Genomic DNA, 22,444 nt, shown 5'->3' with positions numbered 1-22,444 from the left:
GGCTCAGTGACGGTGAGCAGATCCTCGACTACCTTCACGGACGGCCCTAAACCGCTGGGCCTGCACCACCCCGCCGCTTCCTTCGCTCTGCCCCGCGGGTGTGGTCCCCAATACGTACGGGGGCAGAGCCGCGACGATACGAAGTGCCTGGTCACGAACGCCGTACATCCCGGCGAGGTGATTGCAGGCCAGTCGCGCCAGTCGAGCGCGGAGAGGATTCACCCCGCATGACCACACAGAACAATCTCGGCAAGCAGACCCGGATCGCTACGCAGGCTCCGCTCCGGCGCGCACTCGGATTGGCCGTTGTCGCCGGTGCCGCTGTAGCAATCCCCCTCGGCGTCTCTGCCGGAACCGCCAACGCAGCCCCGAACAACTGGGACGCGGTCGCACAGTGCGAAAGCGGTGGCAACTGGAGCATCAACACCGGAAACGGCTACTACGGTGGCCTGCAGTTCTCGCAGAGCACCTGGACGGCCAACGGCGGATCCGGATCACCTGCCAACGCATCCAAGGCCGAGCAGATCCGCGTCGCGGAGAACACTCTTCAGACCCAGGGACCGGGCGCATGGCCCGTGTGCGGTCAGCAGCTGAGCAAGGGTGCTTCCGCTCCCGAGCCTGAGGCAGCTCCCGCACCGGCACCGCAGCCGGCTCCCGCACCGGCACCGGCCGTGGCTCCCGAGGCCGCAGCGGCCACGCAGGCTGCACAGGGCGCATTCGACGCAGTGTCCACGCTCGCCGATCAGTACGGCCTGAGCACGCAGTTCCAGCACCTCGTTGCTGCCAACGCCCCGGTGCTCGCGCCCATCGGACGCTGATCACCCGGCAGTTCCTCGAACTGCCTCTCACCTTGCCTCGTGTCTCACGCGCGAGTAGGTGACGAACGACGGAAGGGCCGCCTCACCATTCGGTGAGGCGGCCCTTCCGCTCGTATCGACCGGTTCAGGTCAGCGGACCTGACCCGAACCGATCAGTTGCCGGCCCGGTTGTACGTGTCGACCGCGGTCTGCAGGTTCTCGAGCGCAGTGCCCAGTTCCGCCAGATTTCCGCTCTGCTGCGCAGTGCGCACAGCAGACAGTGCAGCGTTCAGACCGGTGACGGCAGCATCCCTCGTCGCCGAACCGCCGGTGGCGGGGGCAGGAGTTGCCGCAGGCGTGCCACCGTCGGACGGCGCGGTCTCGGGAACAGCGCCCGGCTGCGTGGTTCCGTCGGTCTCACCGGGTGCGGTGACAGTTCGTCCGGCACCCGCTCCGAACACCTGCTCGATGGCCTCGGGCAGTGTCGCGGCGTACCCGACGCGGCCCTCGTACGAGACCAACACACGAATCAACTGCGGATAAGCGGACGCCTCGTTGGTACGAGAGGCGTACACCGGCTCCACGTAGATCAATCCGCCGTTGCCGACCGGAAGTGTCAGCAGGTTGCCGAACTCCACGGTGTTCTCACGGCGCACGATGCCGAGACTCTCGGACACGTCCGTCGTGGTCGTCATCTGGTTCTGCACCTGATTCGGACCCTGAGTCGACGTATCGGTCGGCAATCGCAACACGGTGATCTTGCCGTAGTTCTCCGGGTCCGAATCCGCACTGACGTACGCGCCCAGCACCTCTCGGCGATATCCGACCAGCGCGCTGGTCAACTGGAACGACGCCTGATTCTCCTCGTTGGAGATGTCGGATGCGACGACGTAGTACGGAGGCTGCTTGGCCGCGGTGTTCTCGGCGGTCGGGTCGGTCGGAACTTCCCAGAACGCGTTGTTGGTGAAGAACTCTCGCGGATCGTTGACGTGGTACTTGGTCAACAGTTCACGCTGGACCTTGAACAGATCTTCCGGGTAACGGAAGTGATCACGAAGCTCGTCGGACACCTGGTCCTTCGGAATGACGGTTCCCGGGAACACGCCTTCCCATGCCTTGAGCACGGGATCGTTTTCGTCCTGCTCGTAGAGCTTGACTGTGCCGTCGTACGCATCGACGGTGGCCTTCACCGAGTTTCGGATGTACGACACCTCTCGGCTCGGCAGCGCACGAGTCGTCGTCGACTCGATGCTGTCGGCCGTGGCGTCCTCGAGCGACATCCGCTGGGCGTACGGGAAGTTGTCCAGCGTGGTGTACCCGTCGATGATCCAGACGAGCTTGCCCTCGACGATCGCCGGGTAGGTCGATCCGTCCGTCGTCAACCACGGTGCGACCTTCTGCACGCGGTCGCGGGGGTCACGGTTGAACAGGATCTTCGACTCGTCGCCGATCACGCTCGAAAACAGGATGTTGCGCTCGGCGTACTTGCTGGCGAAGACGAGCCGGTTGAAGAAGTTGCCGACGTCGACGCCCGCCGCACCGGTGTAGGTGTAGCTCTTGCTGTCGGTGTCGTACTCCCGAGGCTCGCCGGTGGAACCGACGATCGAGTAGTCCGCATCGGAGTTGGCGATGACCGGGCCGAAGTAGATGCGCGGCTGGTCCAGGTCGCCGGGGCCGTCCTTGCGGATGGTGCCCTCGGAATCGTTCTCGATCCAGTTGACCTGGTAGTTCGGGTATCCGCCGCGCCCACCGCTGGATTCGTCGGCGACGGCCTCGTCGACGGAGTTGGCCGGTGCTGCGACGAAGCCGTTGCCGTGTGTGAACACGGTGTGGCGGTTGATCCAGTCACGCTGGTTCGCGTCGAGCGTCTGCGGTGAGATCTCACGGGCTGCAACCACGTAGTCGCGCAGGTTGCCGTCCGCATCGGGGTAGCGGTCGACGGCCAGAGTGTCGGGGAACCCGTAGAAGTTACGGATCTGACGCTGCTGGGTGAACGTGGGCGCGAGGATGTTCGGATCGAGGAGGCGGATGTTGGACATCGTGGCCGACTCCGAAGCCACCTCACCTGGGCTCAGCGCCGCCTCACCGGAGTAGTTCCGGTAGGTCACCACGTCGTCGTTCAACCCGTACGCATCTCTGGTTGCCGCGATGTTCCGCTCGATGTACGTGCTCTCCTTGTCCGCCGCGTTCGGGCGCACCGAGAACTGTTCCATCACCAGCGGCCAGACGGCCCCGATGAGGATCGACGAGAGCACCAGCAGAGCCGTGGCCAACGCCGGGATCCGGAGATCACGCAGGAATATCGCCGCGAAGAAGGCGATCGCGCAGATCACCGCGATCGCCAGCAGGATCAGTTTGGCCGGGAGCACCGCGTTGATATCGGTGAAGCTGGCACCGGTGAACGTGGGTTCCTTACGACTGCTCGACAGCAGGGTGTACCGGTCGAACCAGTATGCGACGGCCTTGAGCAGGACGAAGGTACCGGCCAGAACGGCGAGCTGGATGCGTGCGGCGCGGGTCAACGCACCCTCGCGTCCGGCCAGTCGAATCCCGCCGAACACGTACTGCGTCACCAGGTTCGCGAAGAACGCAACCAGGATGGCGACGAACAGCCAATTGAGAACGAAGCGGTAGAACGGCAGATCGAACGAGTAGAACCCGACGTCCAGGTTGAACTGCGGGTCGGTTATCCCGAAGTCGCCGCCGTTGAGGAACAACTGCACCGTCGCCCAGTTGGTCTGGGCGATCATGCCGGACAGGAACCCGAACACCACCGGGATCCCGATGCCGAACAGGCGCAACCGGCTCATCACCGTGGTGCGGTACCGAGCGATCGGATCGTTGGGCCCGGCGACGGGAACGAACACCGGCCGGTTGCGGTACGCCACCGCCAGAGCCGCGAACACGATGAGTCCGACGACAAGGGCAACGACGAGGAAGATCACCAACCGCGTCAGCAGAGTAGTGGTGTACACGCCGCGGAAGTCGACTTCTCCGAACCACAACCAGTTGGTGTAGATGTCGATCAGACGGGGACCGATCAGTAGCAAACCTGCTGCCACCAAGGCCAATACGAGCAAGATCCGGCTGCGCCGCGACAAGGACGGCATACCGGTGGGGGGCCTCATGCCCACGTGCCACACTCCAACTTCGGGCGGCGCCGATCGGCGCCGCAGATGACTTCCGCGATGCACTCAGTGTGCACCGCATGTCCGTTTCGCCCTACTGTACGTACGTTGATCCTACGGCTGCGACAACCGTACTGCGGCCTCCGCCGACCGCAGGTCAGGAGCGTCGCGTCCGACGGAACCATCGGAATGCGAGGATAGTGCGGTGAGCAACGACAGCAACGGACTGCCCGGCCGAGACGATTTCGGAAGCGAGTTCGACCCCGAGTCGGGTGGGCAGGACGTGGCCGAGGCTCTGGCCCGATGTGCCCGAGAGGTGGCGGATTTCGTCGATGCGGGCGGTTGGCACCAGGCCCCGCAGATGTTCGCGCTTGTGCCCACGGCTGCGCTCGCCGCGGCCGAACCCGGCCTGCTCGACGATCTCGCCGACGGCGCTGCTCTGACTCCGATCCAACAGCACTCGCTGCCCGAGGACATCACCGGCGGCTCCCCTGCGCTGGACGAGTTCCTGGCCACCTCCACGTGGCCCGAGGGTGTCGTCGGATGCGCTTTGGTGCAAGAGATCGTCGTGCTTCCCCCCGCCGCCGAATCGACCCTCGACGACGCCTTGATGCCGTTGCTCGCCGATCCCGATGCGGCCGACGAGGCCGCGCGCTCGGCTGCCGAGAACCATCCCGAGAAACGCGATGCTCGATTGATCGTCGCCGTCCTCAAGGACGGTCCGTCCTTGACTCTGCTGCAGTTGCACCCGGACGAGGACGCCGACCCCTTCGCACCCATCGACCTTCGCATCGCGGAGGACCTGGCCCCCAACGTCGTACACGGCCTCTACGCGACGTTCGACGTCGTCGACGACGACTAACCGCAGGGTCCGGTCAGCTGCAGGACGGCGCGTCGCCGCCGGAGCCGATCGCCTGCAGCGAGTCGACAGCACTGTCCAGCGATTCGACACGCACCAATCTGAGGCCGTCGGGGACGTTCTGTTGCGCCTCACCGCAGTTGGCGTCCGGCACCAGGAACGTGGTGGCTCCGGCTTCGCGGGCGGCGATCAGCTTGTACGGAATGCCGCCGATGGGGCCGACTGTGCCTTCGGCGTCGATGGTTCCCGTCCCCGCGACGAACTCTCCGTTGCTCAGCTCACCCGGACTGAGCTTGTCGACCACCGCCAGGCTGAACATCAGTCCGGCCGAGGGTCCGCCGACATCGGCGAGATTGAACTTCACTTCGAACGGCACATCGGGCTGCTCCTCGGGCGTGACGCCGAGGTAGCCCTTGGTGTCGTCGTCGGGCCGGGCTCCGAGTACCACCGAACCCGTCTGCGTGATGCCGTCCCGGACGTACTCGATATCGACGGAATCACCCGGAGCCCGGGAGCTGACCGCCTCACGAACCGCGGCCGCCGTGGCCACGGGGGTGCCGCCGACCGAGACGAGCGTGTCCCCCACGTTCAGCACGTCGACAGCGGGCCCGTCGTCGGCCACGCTGGCCACCGCGAGCGAGACCGGCAGATCCAGGTGATGCAGCGCGGCGAGTTCGGCGCTCGATTCGGACTCCTCGAAATCCGCCTGATTGCCTTCCTGCACTTCTTCTTTCGTCTTGTCCGGCGGATAGACCTCCTCGCGCGGAACGAGTCCTTGCCTGCCGCTGGCCCAGAAGCCGAGAGCCTCGAACAGGTTGAGTTGATCGCGCACGGCCACGGTCGTCATGTTCAGGTGACCCGTGGTCGGGTCGACCTCGGTTCCGTCTATCTGCACCACGGGCACCCCGTCGACGTCGCCGAGAGTGTTGTACGTCGGGCCGGGGCCGAGGGCGGCGAACGGAACGGTGACGACCGAGCCGGTGACGCCCAGCACCACCACGGGTACCAGGGCAGCGACAAGAGTGGCGATCCTTCGGTTCACTCCGTAGACACTAGATCCGAATACGGTCGACGGTGCAGACCGCCCCTACCGAGTGCGTCCGTGCCGACTTCTCACGGTCCCGGTGTTCGCCGTCAGCGTGACGATCCACCACTCTCTCCGTTCGCCGGGCTTGTACCGTTGAGACATGAGCAATTTTGGTTTCGGTGCCTCCGACGACGACCCGGACAAGAAGAAGGATCCGGACGGCTCGGGCAACCCCGCCGGTTTCGGTTTCGGCGGCGAGGGCTTCGACCCCGCCCAGCTGGGCCAGATGCTCACCCAGTTCGGCCAGATGCTCAGCGGAATGGGAGCGGCAGGCGGGACCGGTTCGGGACCGGTGAACTACGACCTGGCCAAGCAGCTGGCACGTCAGCAGATGGGCGACTTCAGCCCGGTGTCGGCGGGCGAACGAGAGGCCGTCACCGACGCAGCGCACCTGGCCGAGTTGTGGCTGGACGGGGCGACGACGCTGCCCGCCGGTGCCACGAAGACCGTCGCGTGGACACCGGTCGACTGGCTCGACAACACGATGGACACCTGGAAGCGCCTGTGCGACCCCGTCGCCGAGCAGATTTCGGGCATGTGGACCTCGGGCCTGCCCGCCGAGGCCCAGCAGATGGCCGGGCCGATGATGGGGATGCTGACGCAGATGGGCGGGATGGCGTTCGGCTCGCAGCTCGGCCAAGCTCTCGGCCAGCTGTCCAAGGAGGTTCTGACGTCCACCGATATCGGCCTGCCCCTCGGACCGTCGGGAACGGCGGCGCTGCTGCCGTCGGCCATCGCGTCGTTCAGTGAGGGACTCGAGCAGCCCGACCGTGAGGTGTTGGTGTTCCTCGCCGCACGTGAGGCCGCCCATCAGCGGCTATACAGCCACGTCCCGTGGCTGCGGCAGCGGGTTCTGGCCACTGTCGAGGAGTACGCACGCGGAATCCGAATGGACTTCTCGGCCATCGAGGAAGCCGCCGCGGGACTCGATCCGTCCGCGCTGACCGATCCGTCGAAGATCGAGGCGATCCTGCAACAGGGTGCCTTCGAGCCACAGACGACGCCGGAGCAGAAGCACGCACTCGAGCGTCTCGAGACACTGCTGGCCCTGGTCGAAGGATGGGTCGAGACGGTGGTTGCGGCCGCTCTGGGCGACCGCCTGCCCGGTGCCGTCGCGCTCGGCGAAACGATCCGGCGACGCCGAGCGTCGGGAGGCCCTGCCGAACAGACCTTCGCGACGCTGGTCGGCCTCGAACTGCGACCCCGCAAGGTCCGCGAGGCAGCCGATCTGTGGCGTCAGCTCCTCGCCGCAGCCGACATCGAGGGACGCGACGGTGTGTGGGCACACCCCGATCTGCTGCCCGACTCGTCGGATCTGGACAACCCCGCGGCGTTCATCGACCGAGTCGTCGGCGGTGGAACGTCGAGCTTCGACGACCCGATCGCGCAGCTCGAAGCGATGGAGGCCAAGGAAGCCGAAGAGCGCGCCGAGCGCGCCGCGGACAACGACGACAAGGGCACCGACGGTGATCCCGAGAAGGGTTCATCCACAACCTGACCCGGCCGGTTTCGCACCACTTCGATCGAAATCGTCGAACGCCTGCTCGGAGGCCCTTCCACCCTGTGGATAACGTGCCCCGAGCGGGCGTTCTTCGCTGTCGGCGCTGTCAGAGTGTGTTCCATGATCACACCGACCGTTCGACTCGATCCTGCGGTGGCAATATTGCCGCGTCGAGACGGCACCGTTCAGTTGGGTTGGAATCCCGAGACCAGCGTCGTCGTCACTCCACCTCCCGGTGCCGAGCCGGGCTCGATACTCGAAATTCTCCGACTCCTCGCCGCGGGTCACTCCAGGCCTCACATCGTCTGTCACGCAATGACATTGGGGCTGTCCGCCAATCGGACATCGTCGATGCTCGGTGAACTGGAAGATTCCGGGTTGCTGATGCACGGCACCAGCGAACCGGTGCAGCAGCCCGACAATTCGCTTCGGGCCTCGCAGGCCGGGCCGAGAGCGGTCAAGACCGTCCACCTCGTGGGGCGGGGTCCGATCTCCGACGCGTTGGCCTCCGGTCTGAGTCGAACCGGTGTCACGGTGAGCAGGACCAGCCTTACTCCGACGCGCTACCCGCACTCGGTGGTGAGGTCGTGGAACTACGACGTCGTGGTGTTGGCCGACGATCTGGTTGCCGAACCTCGACTGGTGACCGATCTGGTGCGTCTGCGCATCTCACATCTGCAGGTGCGGTTACGAGACGGCAAGGGCATAGTCGGTCCTTTCGTGGTGCCCGGCCGCACGAGTTGCCTGCGGTGCGCAGATCTGACGCGCTGTGACTTCGAGCCCGAGTGGCCGCATCTGTCCGCCCAACTGCTCGGCACGGTCGGCCAAGCGAGCAGCGCCACGGTGTTGGCCACGGCAGCGTTCGCGTTCGCTCAGTTGGAGAACCTCATCGGCCGTTCCGACGCCGCGCTCCCCGAGACCGCCGACTGCACCATGGAGCTGGACTTCGCGGCAGCCGGAACCACCGTGCACAAACGGCTGTGGTCCAAGCATCCGCACTGCGATTGCTGGCACTGACGAAACGCACCGAACGCGAGTTCACCTCGACCGACAGCGGTCGGTGCGGGGCGGTCCGAGCAATTGTCGGAAGGTTCAGCCATGATGGAGCTGTGTCTGACATACCGCGCCGTGGATCGACTCGTACTGCAAAACTGGCCAGCATTCCCCTCGGAATGGCCGGTCGTGCTGCCGTAGGGTTCGGCAAGAAGCTCGCCGGCGGCAATCGCGACGAAATCGATGCGGACATGGCCGCCAAAGCAGCAGAACAGCTCTTCTCCGTCCTCGGGGAACTCAAGGGCGGTGCCATGAAGCTCGGGCAGATGCTCTCGGTGATGGAAGCGGCCGTTCCTGAGGAGTTTTCGGAGCCGTACCGCGAGGCGCTGACCAAGCTGCAGGCGCAGGGACCGCCGATGCCCGCGAAGACCGTGCATCGGGTGTTGGACCAACAGCTCGGAACTGCGTGGCGGTCACGTTTTCTCGATTTCGACGACACTGCGATCGCCTCGGCCAGCATCGGACAGGTGCACCGAGCTACGTGGTCGGATGGACGCGATGTCGCGGTGAAGATCCAGTACCCCGGCGCGGACGACGCATTGCGCTCCGACCTCAAGACGCTGAACAGGTTCGCGAACCTGTTCAGCACGGTGCTCGCGGGCACGGACGTCAAGCCGGTGCTCGAGGAATTGACGGCCCGTACCGAGGACGAGCTCGACTACCGCATCGAGGCGGCGAATCAACGTGCCTTCAGCAAGGAATTTGCGGGCGATCCACAGTTCGCCATTCCCAAGATCGTCGCCAGTGCACCCAAAGTGGTTGTCAGCGAATGGATGACCGGTCGGCCGCTGGCCGATGTGATCGCGAACGGAACGGCCGAGGAACGCAATCGGGCGGGCGAACTGCTCGCACTGTTCGCATTCGTGTCTCCGGCGCGGGCGAAGTTGTTGCACGCCGATCCCCATCCGGGCAATTTCATGATGCTCGACGACGGACGCATGGGCGTCATCGATTTCGGTGCCTGCGCTCCGATGCCCGACGGCCTCCCTCCGGTTCTCGGCAGAATGGTCTCGCTCGCGCGTGACGAGAAATTCGACGAACTCGTGGTGTTGTTCACCGAGAGCGGCTTCGTGGTGCCGGGCCGAACGGTGACGCAGAAGGAGATCGAGGACTATCTACGTCCGTTCACCGATCCGATTCACACCGAATCGTTCCACTTCACCAGGGCCTGGTTGCAGAAGGCTGCGGGCACCGCCGCGGATTTCAACAGTGCGCAGTTCCGCACCGTTCGCGCGTTGAACATGCCTGCCGAGTACGTGATGATCTTCCGAGTGCTCGGCGGGCTGGTCGGTATCTGCGCGCAGCTGGACGCCTACGCGCCGTACATGGCCATTCTCACCGAGTGGCTGCCCGGCTTCGCCGACTGATTCGTTCGGCGAAACCGGGCACCGGTCTCGGACATCATGCTGCGTTCTTCCGCGGCCGTCCGCGGGGACGCTTGCGGGCGATGACGACACCCTGCTCGAGGATCTCGCCGCCCCATACGCCCCACGGCTCGGCGCGGTCGAGAGCCGCGCTCAGGCAAGTACGCCGGATGGGGCATTCGGCGCACAGCGCCTTGGCCTGCTCGAGTTCGGCAGGGGTGTCGGCGAACCACATGTCGGGGTTCGCCGCTCGGCAGGGCACCGACAGTGCCAGCTCGACCGATTCGGTCGAATACTGTGCAGCGTAGGCACTCTCGGACTCTGGTCGGCATGTCGTCCGGATCGTGGCGGTTGACACGTCGGTCTCCTCTACTTTTCGTGCGGCGTCGTTATCGGTTCGAGGGGTAGTGCGAACCTGTCGGCCTCACGCTCGGATAGAGGAACTACCTGAACGAGAAAGGCCACGGTCCGCGAGTGCGGGTCCGTGGCCTGGTGGGGCTTGTCGAAGCGTCTACCGACAGTGAAGTCGGTGTCTGCTGTCGAGCACGGACGCACGTGGTGCGCGGTGACGTCGGGCTGCCTGAGCAACGGCTTCTGCTCCTGGTGCCAGGGCGACCTGGGGGGAATTCGACCCCGAGGCCGCGTATGCGGACTCGTGCATGGGGGCGAAAGAGGAGCAACGAATCCACGTCTGCGCAACAGAGCCTGCGGCGGCGGCATGAGTGCCGAGGGGGGCAACTCCGAAAGGTGCCGTACCGAGGACAGGGCTGAACGCGACGGTTGCGTGGGCAACGGCGGCGTGCAATGTGTTGATCATTTTCTTCAGCTCCTGTTCTGGTCTCGTTGGCGGATTGGACAGTGCGCGGTCTCCCGCGGCACGTGAAACAGACTAAGCCCCCTGCCGATATCTGCACAAGTTATTTTCTACCTGCGGTTTCGCGAGAATTTCCATACCCGCGTCACGTGTCCGAGGCCCGCACGACGGTGAGGACTTCGTCGCCGAACCGCTCCAGCTTCTTGGCTCCGATTCCCGGAATCGCCACCAGCCCACGCTCGTCCTGCGGTTGCTGTTCCGCGATGGCCGTCAGTGTGTTGTCGCTGAACACCACGTACGCGGGCACCTTCAGTTCACGGGACTTGTCCAATCGCCACGACTTCAGCGCATCGAGCAGAGCCATGTCGACGTTCGACGGACAACTGTCGCATCGACCGAGCATGGTCGCGGACGTGCCGATCAACGGCTTGCCGCACAACCGGCACTTCGGACCGGACTTCTTGGCGGCAGGCGCGGCGATACGCGAAGCAGGTGAGTCCTCGGGGATCAGACCGTTGAGAAACCTCGACCGGCGCCGCGATTTGCGTCCGCCCTCGTTGCGGGCCAGCGCCCAGGACAGATGCAGGTGCACACGGGCACGCGTGACACCGACGTAGAGCAGCCTGCGTTCCTCCTCGACGGCCGCCTCGTTGCTGGCACTGGGGTCGTTGCCGATCGCGTGCGAGATCGGCAGAGTGCCGTCGGCGAGACCGACGATGAACACCGCGTCCCACTCGAGTCCCTTCGCCGCGTGCAGCGAGGCGAGAGTGACGCCCTGAACCGTCGGCGGATGCCGAGCCTCGGCGCGTGCGGCGAGCTCGCCCAGCAGTTTGTCGAGAGTCAGGTCGGGCTCGTGCACCAGCAACTCTTCGGTGAGCTGCACCAAACCGCCGAGAGAGGCCCACTTCTCGCGGGCCTGCGCACCCGTCGGCTCGGTGGCCGTCAGGCCGAGCGGAGCCAGCACCGCTCGCACCAGAGCCGGTAGTCCCTCGCCCGACTGCGCGCCGTCGGGCAGATCGTCGCGACCGCCTGCCTGCCGCAACGCGTTGACGCCCTGCCGCACCTCGGGTCTGGTGAAGAACCCTTCGCCCCCGCGCACCTGATAGGGGATCTTCAGCTCGGTCAACGCCTGCTCGTGTGCCTCGGACTGAGCGTTGATGCGGTAGAGGATCGCGATCTCGGCCGGTTCCACGCCCTTCGAGATCAACCTCTTGATCGCTCGCGCAACGCCGTCGGCTTCCGCAGGCTCGTCGTCGTACTCGAAGAACTCCGGCTCGGGTCCCGGCTCGCGTTGACCGATCAGTTGCAGTCGGGTGCCGGCGATGCGACCGCGGGCAGCTCCGATGACGCGGTTCGCCAGCGACACCACCTCGGGCGTCGAACGGTAGTCGCGCTCGAGCCGAACCACGGTGGCCTCGGGGTACTTCCGCGAGAAGTCGAGGAGATACCGCGGGGATGCGCCGGTGAAGGAATAGATGGTCTGGTTCGCGTCGCCGACGACGGTGAGATCGTCACGCTCGCCCACCCAGGCGTCGAGCACCCGTTGCTGCAACGGCGTCACGTCCTGATACTCGTCGACGACGAAGCAGCGGTAGCGCTCGCGGAACTCGTCGGCCACCGACGAATGTTCTTCGAGCGCAGCGGCCGTGTGCAACAGAAGGTCGTCGAAGTCGAGCAACATCGAGTCGCCGCCGCGGGACTTGAGCTCCTCGTAGCCGGCGTACACGGCAGCGACCTTGGTCGCGTCCATCGGAACGTCGCGGCGATTGCTCGCCGCGATGCGCGGATAGTCCTCGGGTGCGATCAACGATCCCTTGGCCCATTCGATCTCTCCCGCGAGATCCCGGATGGCGTCGGTCGACGTCGACACCCCGGCGCGGTTGGCCGCCTGCGAGACGACGGTGAACTTGCGATCGAGGAGCTGCCATCCGTTGTCACCGACCACCTGCGGCCAGAAATACTTGAGCTGGCGCATGGCCGCGGCGTGAAACGTACGAGCCTGGACCGGAGGGCCGTCGCCCCCCACGCCGAGCTCGCGCAGACGGCCTCGCATCTCGCCGGCCGCGCGCGCGGTGAACGTCACCGCCAGCACCTGCCCCGAGGACACGTGCCCCGCCGAAACGAGATGCGCGATGCGTCGGGTGATCGTGCGGGTCTTCCCCGTGCCCGCACCGGCAAGGACGCAGACCGGGCCGCGGGGAGCCAGTACCGCCGCGGATTGCTCCGGATCGAGTCCGGCGGTCATCGCGTCGTCAGCCATGAGGTCCATTGTGTCAGTGCGTACCGACAGTTCCACTCGGGGCCGAACCGGGTGGCCGACGGCCGATGCGGGTGTCGGCCGGAACAATCGCGTCGGCACTCCTGTTGACTGTTGGCGTGACCACTACCGAGAACACCCCGCAGACCCCGGCCGCGCTGACCGTCTACTCCACCACGTGGTGCGGTTACTGCCGCCGGCTCAAGACCCAGCTCGACCAGGCCGGAATCGAGTACGCCGAGATCGACATCGAGCAGAACCCGGAGTCGGCCGACTTCGTCGGCAGCGTCAACAACGGCAACCACGTGGTGCCGACCGTGCTCTTCGCCGACGGCTCGACGGCCACGAACCCCACTCTGGCCGAGGTCAAGCGCGCGCTGTCGCTCTGACCGACCGTCAGGCCGTCGCCGCCCACGCCTCGAGCATTCCACGGGCGATGGAGATCGAGCCGGGAAGGAGCAACCGGGAGGTCGAATCCGATCCCCAGTCACCCAGTTCGAGCGCTGCGAGAACCTCTGCTCGATCGAACCAATGGGCCTCGGCGATCTCGCCGTCCTGAAAGTGCAGAGGTTGCTCCGGGTCGGCGACGGCGGAGAACCCGATCATCACCGAACGAGGAAAAGGCCAGGGCTGGCTCCCCAGATATTCGATCTCGGACACATCGAGGCCAACTTCTTCTCTGATCTCCCGTGCCACACAGGTTTCCAGCGACTCACCGGCCTCGACGAAACCCGCCAGCACCGAGAACCGACGCTCGGGCCATGCAGGGGCTCTGGCCAGCAGCACTCGATCGTCGCCGTCGTGAACCAGACATATCACCGCCGGATCGGTACGCGGGAATTCCTCGTGACCGGTGGACGTGCTCGTCCGCGACCACCCCGCGCTCGACGGAACGGACGGCGCACCGTCGAGTGAACTGAATTGAGCACTCGCGTGCCAGTTGAGGATCGCCAGGGCACCGGTCACCATCGACAACGCGTTGCTGTCCAGTCGGTCTCCGTCGGTACGCAGGTCACCGACCGTGCCTGCCACGACCTCCACCCGGCGGGCCCACAGGTGTCGATCGCCGTGAATTCCGAGGAAGACCGCATCGGCCGTCGGTTCGGCACCGACGTCCGCGGCAGAGCCGAGCACCAGGCCGTTCTCGTCCACCGGGAATCTGCCTCTGCCGTCCACGTTCAGGATGCGAGCTGTCGGCCAACCCGCTGTCAACGCTGCGGTGTCTCGGCGCAGTTCCTCTGCCCTGTTCAGTGGCGATCGGGACAGTCGAGGTGGGTGGGCGAGTTGGAAGTTCGGCACGCGCACGACCCTACTTGGCCTCGCCTAGTCACCCACGCGACGGATGTAGAGCAAGCGATCGGATGCCTCGACTGCATCGACCTCAGGAGTGCCGACTCGGAACAGTTTGCCGCCCCGCACCACTCCGAGAACGATGTCGGTCAGGTGCCTCGGGGAACCGCCCACCTCGTCACGCTCGACTTCACGCTCGGCGATCGCGAAGCCCGCCTCCGGCGTCAACAGATCCTCGATCATCTCCACAACGGACGGAGTCGACGTCGCGATCCCGAGTAGCCGGCCCGCGGTCTCGGACGAGACGACGACCGAATCGGCACCGGACTGACGCAGCAGGTGCGTGTTCTCCGCTTCCCTGATAGCCGCGACGATCTTTGCTTTGGGAGCGATCTCCCGTGCGGTCAGAGTCACCAGCACAGCGGTGTCGTCTCGGTTCGTCGCCACGATGATCGCCGACGCGTGCTGCGCCCCGGTGAGCCGGAGCACGTCCGACTTGGTCGCCGAACCGTGCACGGTGACCAGACCCAGTGCCGATGCGGCGTCGAGAACCGTCTGATCGGTGTCGACGACGACGATGTCGGACGCCGACACGCCGTCTCCGAGCATCGCGTCGACTGCGGTACGGCCCTTGGTGCCGAAACCGATGACCACGGTGTGATTGCGCACGCTGCGTCTCCATCGCTGAATTTTGAATGCCTGCCGGGACCGCTCGGTGAGAACCGACAGCGTCGTACCGACCAACAGAATGAGGAACAGGACCCGAAGGGGTGTGATGACCAGGATGTTGACCAGTCGCGCCGACGGACTCATCGGTGCGATGTCACCGTATCCCGTGGTCGACAACGACACCGTCGCGTAGTAGAACGCGTCGAGAAACGACAGTTCGCCGTTCTGGTTGTCGCTGTAGCCGTCTCGATCGAGATAGACAACGAATGCCGCGAGGAACAGGATTCCGAGCGCCATCAGCACCCGCTTGTAGATGGCGCGCCACGGGCTCGACTCCAGCTCCGGAACCCGAAGCACTCCGACGAGGGCGAAGTCGGGCTTGTCGGTCAGCGCGCCACTGTCACTCAAGCGCGCTCGCAACCTACCTGCCACGTCGTCCGCCGAGGTACCCACCGAAGTCGAGATCATTCACGGCACGCAGCGTAACCCCATGCCAGGCTTCTGTGCCGACGACGCCGGGTGTGGCACGGTATGGGCATGACACAGAGATCGAGTCAGGCAGCCGCAATGCGCCTCGCAGGACTGCTCGCCGGAGCCGGAGTTCTGCACTTCGCCACGCCGAAGTTCTTCGATGCACAGGTACCTACGGCCCTGCCCGGCTCGGCGCGGACCTACACGCAGGTCTCGGGAGTCGCCGAACTTGCCGTGGCCGCAACGCTTGCCGCACCGCAGACCCGTCGACTGGGCGGTGCACTCGCGGCTGCCCTGTTCGTCGTGGTCTTCCCCGCCAACATCAACCTGGCATACAAGTACGTACAGAGCCCGAAGACCTCGCCGGCTCTCAAAGCAGCGATGATCGCCCGACTGCCGCTGCAGATTCCCCTGGTCACCGAGGCTCTGAAGGCTCGTCGGAACGCACCGTAGCCCCCGGTTGCTCGGGCCCGGCCGGTCCTTCCAGCAGCTGGGCCAATTCTGTTGCGTCCGGGAGGTTCTCGGGCGAAATGGTGAGACCGCTGCGTACGTAGTGGAACGCTGCGCGTACTCGGTCGAGCGGTACCGGTTCGGCGCGCCCGATCGACATCAGCTCGGCCCACGCCAATCGGTAGGCCGCGAGCTGCATCGCTACCGCCCGCTGCTCCGACGCCGTCGGCTCTGCGCCCGTCTTCCAGTCGACGACGGTCCAGCCGCCGTCCGGGTCCGCGAACACCGCGTCGATGCGTCCTCGCAGCACCGTTCCCGCCACGGACGTCTCGAACGGCACTTCCACTTCGACGGGGCTACGAAGCGACCACTCCGATTCGAGAAACGCCTGCTGGAGGGTTTCGAGGTCCACGTCGGCCGAGGCCCCGGTGTCGGCCGAGCCCGGTAGTTCGTCGAGGTCGAGCAGTCGGGTCGCACCGAACCTCCGTTCGATCCAGGCGTGAAAGGCAGTTCCTCTGCGCGCCAACGGATTCGGCGGAAACGGAAGAGGCCTCCGCAGGCGTGAGGCCAAGGCATCGGGGTCCGCCGCGAGGTCGACCAGCTGCGTCACCGACAGGTTGCCGGGAAGAGCGACGTCGACTCCTGCAACCGATCTTGCGGCCCGCTCGGCCAGCAGAGTGTGGACGTCCGCAGCCCAGTTCTCGGGGTCCTCCTGAATTCGGTCATCGGTGCCGTCGTCTTCGCTCGGTGTGGCCGAGATGTCTGCCAGCGCGCGCAGCACTTCCTGCGCTCCGCTCTCGATCGCTCCTCGTCGGGGACCGAGTGGATCACGCGGCCAGGACGCGGTGTGCGGCACGGCCCCGAGTGGGTTCGACGTCTCGTCCTCCGGGGCCGGGGCCCACTGCTCGATCACCGCGATGTCGGCGAATTCCTCGATGTGAGTGTGCAACTCGTCGAGGAATTCCGACGGCCCACGCGGCTTCGTGGAGGTCTCGTCCCAGTGATGCGCGGATACCAGCAGCACCCGTTCGGTTCGGGTGAGTGCCACGTAGAACAGTCGGCGGTCCTCGGCGAGTCGACGCCTCGCCAGCGCATCCTTGTGACGCTTGACGGCATCCTCCAGTTCCTTGCGATTGTGGAGCCCCTCGAGTTCGAGGACCGGAACCCCTTCCGAGCCTTCGCCGTCGAGCGCGCGGTCACCGCGCAACGACGGCGGCAGCTCGGCCATCGCCCCGAGCCAGGTCGAGGATGCGTTCGAGGACGGGAACACACCCTTCGCCACGTGCGGCACCGCCACCACCTCCCATTCGAGGCCTTTCGCGGAATGGACTGTGAGCACCTGAACGCGATGAGGGGCAACGTCGACCTCACCGGGGGCGAGGCCGTCCTCGACCGTCTCCGCGGCGGCGAGGAACGACAGGAACCCGGTGACCGTTGCGGTCGGATTGTCAGCGTAATCGGCCACCACATGGGCAAATTCGTCGAGATGTTCACGACCGACCGCGCCGTCGGTGCTGATCGGCGTACGAGCCTGAGCTTCGACACCGATACCCATGATCCGCTCGATGTCGCCGACCAACTCCGTCAGCGGTTGACCGATTCGGTCGCGCAGCAGGTGCAGCTCGCCCGCCAGGGCGACGATCCGGCGTTGCCCCACCTCCGAGTACCGCTCGGCCGGACCGGGATCGGCTATCGCGTCGGCAAGACCGGCCTGCTCCGACTGCTCGCCGGGCAGGACGCTACCGAGCGCCGCCTCGAGTGCCTCCGGGTCGTCGACGCGACCCGCGGTGCCGTACCCGCCGCGGATCTCGAGTTCTCGGGCGCGCTGCGAGAGTGCCCGCAGATCCGTCGGCCCGATCTGCCACCGGGAACCGGTGAGGATGCGCATCGCCGAGCTACCGGCAGTGGGGTCGGCGACCAGCCGCAGCATCGCGATGACGTCGGCCACCTCGGGAACGTGCAGCAATCCACCGAGCCCGACGACCTCCACCGGTAATCCGCGGCTGCGCAGTACCTCCGCGATCGGCTCGGCGTCGGCGTTGCGGCGCACCAGAACCGCGGCAGTGGGCGGCGTGCGATCCTGCTCGAGGGCAGCTCGGTACTCCCCCGCAATTCGATCCGCGATCCACTCGCGTTCGTCCGGAACGGTATCGGTGACGGCCAGTCGAACATCGCCGGGAATCGCACCAGGGCGGGCCCGCAGAGTCGGCACCGGCACACCGACGCGGCGCAATGGGTCGGTGATCAGGTTGGCCAGCGTCAATGCCTCGGGCGGGTTTCGCCAGCTGGTGAGCAATTCGAGCCGAGGTGCCGGACTTCCGTCGGCCTTCGGAAAATCGGTGGCGAACCGAGGCAGATTGGCTGCCGATGCGCCGCGCCATCCGTAGATCGACTGCATCGGGTCGCCGACGGCGGTCAGGGCCAAGTGTGGGTCGTTGCCGGAACCGAACAGGGACGACAGCAGGACGCGTTGGGCATGCCCGGTGTCCTGGTATTCGTCGAGCAACACCAGCCGGAATCGTTGCCGTTCGGCGATTCCGACCTCGGCATGCTCGGCGGCGACCCGCGCGGCCATCGACATCTGCGAGCCGAAGTCCAGTGCGCCCTCGCGCCGCAGGGTCTGCGCCAGCCGTTCCACCAACGGCAGCAACCCGATTCGTTGATGCTGTGCGTCGAGGATGTTCAGCAGCTCCTTGGTGGGGCCGCCGCGTTGTCGCGGCCCCGGCCCGAGCGTGTGCACCAGCTTCTCCAGTTCCACGTGCGCGTGGCGCAGATCCTCTGCATCTACCAGATGCTCGGCCAGTTGACCGGACAGCGCGAGTACGGCCTCGGTCACCGACGTGGGGTTGCGGTCGGTGTCCAGGTCGCCGTCCCAGGTACTGACGACACGGTGGGCCAGCTGCCACAGTTCGGTTTCCGAGAGCAGTGTCGCGGACGGTTCGATCGGCAACAGCAAGCCGTGCTCGGTGAGCAAACGGCCGGCATAGGAGTGGTAGGTGCTCACTTCCGGCTCGGCACCGAGAATTCGCTCGCGCAGCGCAAGACTCGGATCGAGTGCGCGCACCAGATCGGATCCGGCCAGCCGAGCCAGCCGAGCTCTGATCCGAGAGGTCAACTGCTGTGCGGCTTTTCGAGTGAAGGTCAGACCCAGAACCTGGTCGGGGTCGACGAAACCGTTGGCCACCATCCACACCACGCGGGCCGCCATGGTCTCGGTCTTGCCCGCACCTGCTCCCGCGACGACGAGCGTCGGGCCGGGCGGGGCGGCGATCACGGCAGCCTGTTCGTCGGTCGGTGGATGCTTCTGCCCGAGCGCACGGGCGAGCTCGACCGGCGACACCCGCACCGAACCGGTCCGTGCCTTCGTCGCAGTCGTCATTGCTCGGTCACCTGCCTACCCGTCTCGTGTGCCGGGCAACTGGACTTGACCGGGCAGTGCCTGCAACCGTCGTTGATCCGCGCCTCGAACATGGGTCCCTGCGTTGCCGATGCGGCCTGGTGCACGGTGTCTCGCCACTCCTCGAGTTTTTCCGGTGTCGGCACGTCCTGGACACGCTGCGTCGCCCCGTCCTTGTTGTGAGGCTTGGCCACGAACACCAGCCGCGCTCCGCCGGGCTCGCCCGCAGGCTCGCCCTCGATGGCACCGGCTGCTGCGGCGACCTGGTAGGTGGCCAGCTGGTGGTGGCCCTGGGCATCCTCCTTGGACATCACGGTCTTGGCCGTCTTGACGTCGATGATTACCGGCCGTCCGTCCGGGTCGTGCTCGAGTCGGTCGATGCGGCCGCGCAACGCCACCGCCGGTTCGTCCTCGGACCGGGCGTCGAGTATGCCGTCGACGCGCACTTCGACTCCGGCCTCGGTGAGCTCGCCTCGACTGCCCTGCAGCCAGGTCTCGAAGGTCTCGAGCATCGCTCCGGTTCGATCGAGCTCGTGCCGTGAGTACCACTGCGATCCGAGATCCACTGCATCCCATGCTGTTTCGAGAGCGCGACGGAGTTGCTCCGGTGGTATCCGACCGGCCACTGCCTGGACGAGAGTGTGCACGAGCGTGCCGGTGACCGCATGGGTGTTGGTGCCGTCGTTGCCGCCGTGACGTTCGAGCATCCACCGCAGCGGACAGGTGGTGAGTTGTTCCACCGTGGACGGCGACAGCGGCACCGGACCGTCGCCGAGCTGCCACAGCGGCGCGTCGGTACTGGGCCCTGCCACCCCGAACCACTCGTCGGGATGTGCGCCGCGGACACCGGCGTGGGCGAGAGTGGCCAGATGCCGGGCCGCTCGGGCTCGCTTGTCCGGATCCTGTTCGGCGACAACCGGATCGCACACCACACTCCGCAGTTCGGCCACCAGCATCGGCAGCGCCAACACTCGGTGTGCAGCCTCCGGCCCGGGGAGCTCGGGTGCGAGATCCGACTCCTCTCCGCCGTCGACGCCGCGTAGTTCGTCCACGAATCGCGACCGGACCAGATCGGCGTCTCCGGTACTGGAATCGACGGCGGTGACGAGCAAGGTCGATCGAGCGCGACTGCACGCCACCAGAAACAGGGTGCGCTCCTCGGCCAGCAACGGTGCCGACTTCGACAGTCGCCCGTCGAGCGCCGCGGCGGCATCGACCTTGCCGGACGAGAGGTCGACCAGGGTGTCGGTGCCCAGGAGACTGCCGCGTGACCGCAGACTCGGCCACAGCCCTTCCTGCACCCCGGCAACCGCGACGAGCTCCCATTCCCGACCCGCGGCAGAATGCGCGCTCAGCAGCGTCACCGCGTCGGCCCGGACCGTGGGTCGGTGTGTGTTCAGAGTGGGAATCTCTTGCTGCGCAATGTAATCGAGGAATCCACCGATCTGTGCCCGGGGCAACCTGTCGACGTATGCTGCCGCCGCGTCGAACAGTGCCACCACCGCATCCAGGTCGCGGTCGGCCTGGGCACCGGCCGAACCACCCCAGGCGGACGCGGCGGCCCAACGCCGCTCGAGTCCCGAAGCCTGCCACGCCGCCCACAACACGTCCTCGACACCGCGGCCCGTGCGGGCGAGCGCCCGTGCCTTCCGGATGACACCGAGGGCTCTGCGCAACGGGGCGGACTCCACGTCCGAGAGTCCGTTCGTCCACCCGGCACTCCCCCGAGCGTCGTCGGTGAGTACGACTCTGAGCAACTCGGCCGAGTCGCGCTCGCCGCCCGATGCGAGCTCGAGCCTGCGCACGCCCCGGCGCAATCGGCGCAGACCCACCGGGTCGGCTCCGCCGATCGGCCCGGAGAGCAACGCGAGTGCGTCTTCACCGTCGAAGCTCGGGTCGGAGATCGCCCGCAGTACCAGCAGGAGACCCACGGCCCCGTGCTGGCGGTGCAGCGGCAGCTCCGAGGTCGGGGTGATCATCGGAACCCCTGCGCCGTGCAGAGCCCGGCGCAACGGTGCGAGGGTACGCGGCACGGACCGCACCACGATCGCCATCTCGGACCACGGCATGCCATCGATCAGGTGGGCTCGACGCATGGCGTCGGCGATGATCGCCGCCTCCTTCGCAGGCGAGGACACGACGTGCACCCGCGCTGCTGGCGCTCCGAATCGGGCGCTGCCCACCGGTTCGGGGCAGCGGTGCCGACCGAGGCCCGGCAATCTTCTCGCCACGATGTCGGTCAGCTCGGCGACCTCGGGCACGGAGCGGTGATTGCGTGTGAGCAGCACGCGACGCGGCGAATCCGCCTCGACCAGGTCGGCCACGAAGGTGGGGTCGGCACCACGGAAGGTGAACACGGCTTGATCGGGGTCTCCGGCGACGACGGTGGATTCGGTGTCGGTGCCGATCAGCCGAACCAGCTGTGCCGCTTGCGGATCGAGGTGCTGGGCGTCGTCGACGACGAGGTGCCGGATGCGGGCGCGTTCGCTGCGCAGGAGTTCGGGATCGGTGGCGAACGCCATGAGCGCGGCACCGATCAACTCGGCGGCGTCCAGACCGGGTGCAGTGGCCCCGGCCGCTTCCACTCCGACGGCACCTCGCAACAACATGGCCTGCTCGTATCCGGCCGCGAACCTCCCGACGGCAACCCACTCGGGTCTGCCGTGCTTGCGACCGAGTTTGACGAGATCTTCCGGACCGATCCCGCGTTCGGCGGACCTGAGCATCATGTCTCGCACCGCGGTGACGAATCCCGCGGTGCCGAGGGCCGGACGCAGTCGCTCCGGCCAGTCGCCTGCCCCGTCCTCAAGATCGCCGCGCAGCATCTCGCGCACCACGGCGTCCTGCTCGGCTCCGGTCAGCAATCGGGGTGGCGGATTGCCGTACAGCGAGGCCTGCAGCCGCAGCACCGCGAAGGCATAGGAGTGCACCGTGCGCACCAACGGTTCACGCGTCGCCCGCAGGGCGTGATCGCCGCTGAACAGACCCGAGGTGATGACCTCGCGGACCGCGGTTGCCGCTCGTTTGGACTGCGTGAGCACCAGAACCGACTCCGGATCACCGGTGACGATGCGCGAGACGGCGTAGTCCGCGACGAGCGAGGTCTTACCCGCGCCGGGGCCACCCAGGATCTGCCATGGATTCCATCGCGGCGCGCCTTTCGCGGCCTCGGCTGCCGCGTCGGGTGTCGAGCACAGCAGCCGAGCTGCCGAGCCGGTCCACTCCCGTGCCGGGCGAGCCTCCTTGGGTGCACGGACGAGAGTGACCGTCGCGCCGTGTCTGCCGTCCGAGCTCATGACACAGATGC

The 22,444-nt window shown here is 66.4% G+C and carries 15 protein-coding genes; 7 read left to right on the top strand and 8 right to left on the bottom strand.

All coding sequences use genetic code 11. The features are described from left to right. The first annotated feature begins 227 nt into the window (after positions 1–227). The gene (locus CH251_RS17650) at positions 228–818 is read left to right on the top strand and encodes a transglycosylase family protein (protein WP_094614287.1); all 591 of its coding nucleotides are present in this window, start codon (positions 228–230) and stop codon (positions 816–818) included. Between the two features lie 152 nt (positions 819–970). Here CH251_RS17650 and CH251_RS17645 read toward each other — a convergent pair whose 3' ends face one another. After that, entirely contained in the window at positions 971–3,931 is a 2,961-nt protein-coding gene (locus CH251_RS17645) for a UPF0182 family protein (protein WP_179273394.1), read from the bottom strand. Between the two features lie 277 nt (positions 3,932–4,208). Here CH251_RS17645 and CH251_RS17640 point away from each other — a divergent pair, with 277 nt between their 5' ends. Then, positions 4,209–4,787 carry a PPA1309 family protein gene (locus tag CH251_RS17640; RefSeq protein WP_094614493.1) on the top strand — a complete coding sequence of 193 codons (579 nt, stop codon included), beginning with the start codon at positions 4,209–4,211 and terminating at the stop codon, positions 4,785–4,787. Between the two features lie 13 nt (positions 4,788–4,800). Here the strand turns inward: CH251_RS17640 and CH251_RS17635 are convergent, their stop codons facing one another. Further along, the gene (locus CH251_RS17635) at positions 4,801–5,826 is read right to left on the bottom strand and encodes a PDZ domain-containing protein (protein WP_094614285.1); all 1,026 of its coding nucleotides are present in this window, start codon (positions 5,824–5,826) and stop codon (positions 4,801–4,803) included. A gap of 145 nt (positions 5,827–5,971) precedes the next feature. Between CH251_RS17635 and CH251_RS17630 the strand changes: the two genes are divergently transcribed. From CH251_RS17630 to CH251_RS17620, 3 genes are all read left to right on the top strand, one after another. Continuing rightward, the gene (locus tag CH251_RS17630) at positions 5,972–7,369 is read left to right on the top strand and encodes a zinc-dependent metalloprotease (RefSeq protein ID WP_094614284.1); all 1,398 of its coding nucleotides are present in this window, start codon (positions 5,972–5,974) and stop codon (positions 7,367–7,369) included. Positions 7,370–7,492: 123 nt separating this feature from the next. Continuing rightward, positions 7,493–8,389 (top strand): hypothetical protein, encoded by an 897-nt coding sequence (locus CH251_RS17625; RefSeq protein WP_094614283.1) that lies wholly within the window; start codon positions 7,493–7,495, stop codon positions 8,387–8,389. 92 nt (positions 8,390–8,481) lie between these two features. Beyond that, positions 8,482–9,792 (top strand): AarF/ABC1/UbiB kinase family protein, encoded by a 1,311-nt coding sequence (locus CH251_RS17620; RefSeq protein WP_094614492.1) that lies wholly within the window; start codon positions 8,482–8,484, stop codon positions 9,790–9,792. 34 nt (positions 9,793–9,826) lie between these two features. Here the strand turns inward: CH251_RS17620 and CH251_RS17615 are convergent, their stop codons facing one another. Together CH251_RS17615 and CH251_RS17610 are read right to left on the bottom strand one after the other, a co-directional pair. Further along, the gene (locus tag CH251_RS17615) at positions 9,827–10,147 is read right to left on the bottom strand and encodes a WhiB family transcriptional regulator (RefSeq protein WP_037189857.1); all 321 of its coding nucleotides are present in this window, start codon (positions 10,145–10,147) and stop codon (positions 9,827–9,829) included. A gap of 601 nt (positions 10,148–10,748) precedes the next feature. Continuing rightward, positions 10,749–12,863 (bottom strand): ATP-dependent DNA helicase UvrD2, encoded by a 2,115-nt coding sequence (locus tag CH251_RS17610; protein ID WP_373454964.1) that lies wholly within the window; start codon positions 12,861–12,863, stop codon positions 10,749–10,751. Between the two features lie 116 nt (positions 12,864–12,979). Between CH251_RS17610 and CH251_RS17605 the strand changes: the two genes are divergently transcribed. Continuing rightward, a complete protein-coding gene (locus CH251_RS17605; protein WP_032398313.1) occupies positions 12,980–13,249 on the top strand; it encodes a mycoredoxin in 270 nt (89 codons plus the stop codon). Positions 13,250–13,256: 7 nt separating this feature from the next. Here CH251_RS17605 and nudC read toward each other — a convergent pair whose 3' ends face one another. Together nudC and CH251_RS17595 are read right to left on the bottom strand one after the other, a co-directional pair. Further along, on the bottom strand, positions 13,257–14,159 hold the full coding sequence (gene nudC, locus CH251_RS17600; protein ID WP_094614490.1) for an NAD(+) diphosphatase: 903 nt from the start codon (positions 14,157–14,159) through the stop codon (positions 13,257–13,259). A gap of 24 nt (positions 14,160–14,183) precedes the next feature. Continuing rightward, positions 14,184–15,251 carry a TrkA family potassium uptake protein gene (locus CH251_RS17595; protein WP_094614489.1) on the bottom strand — a complete coding sequence of 356 codons (1,068 nt, stop codon included), beginning with the start codon at positions 15,249–15,251 and terminating at the stop codon, positions 14,184–14,186. Between the two features lie 105 nt (positions 15,252–15,356). Between CH251_RS17595 and CH251_RS17590 the strand changes: the two genes are divergently transcribed. Next, positions 15,357–15,743 carry a hypothetical protein gene (locus CH251_RS17590; protein ID WP_094614488.1) on the top strand — a complete coding sequence of 129 codons (387 nt, stop codon included), beginning with the start codon at positions 15,357–15,359 and terminating at the stop codon, positions 15,741–15,743. On the opposite strand, the gene CH251_RS17585 is transcribed toward CH251_RS17590, so the two are convergent. Together CH251_RS17585 and CH251_RS17580 are read right to left on the bottom strand one after the other, a co-directional pair. Next, positions 15,706–19,119, bottom strand: coding sequence for an ATP-dependent helicase (locus CH251_RS17585; RefSeq protein ID WP_094614282.1), 3,414 nt, complete (start codon positions 19,117–19,119; stop codon positions 15,706–15,708). The genes CH251_RS17590 and CH251_RS17585 overlap by 38 nt on opposite strands. Next, positions 19,116–22,433 carry an ATP-dependent DNA helicase gene (locus CH251_RS17580; RefSeq protein WP_094614487.1) on the bottom strand — a complete coding sequence of 1,106 codons (3,318 nt, stop codon included), beginning with the start codon at positions 22,431–22,433 and terminating at the stop codon, positions 19,116–19,118. Before CH251_RS17580 ends, CH251_RS17585 begins: the two co-directional genes overlap by 4 nt. Between the last annotated feature and the right edge of the window lie 11 nt (positions 22,434–22,444).

The sequence above is a fragment of the Rhodococcus sp. 06-462-5 genome, from assembly GCF_002258315.1.
GTDB lineage: Bacteria > Actinomycetota > Actinomycetes > Mycobacteriales > Mycobacteriaceae > Rhodococcoides.
The sequence above is the reverse complement of the archived record's forward strand: the minus strand, read 5'-3'. Positions and strand labels throughout refer to the sequence as shown.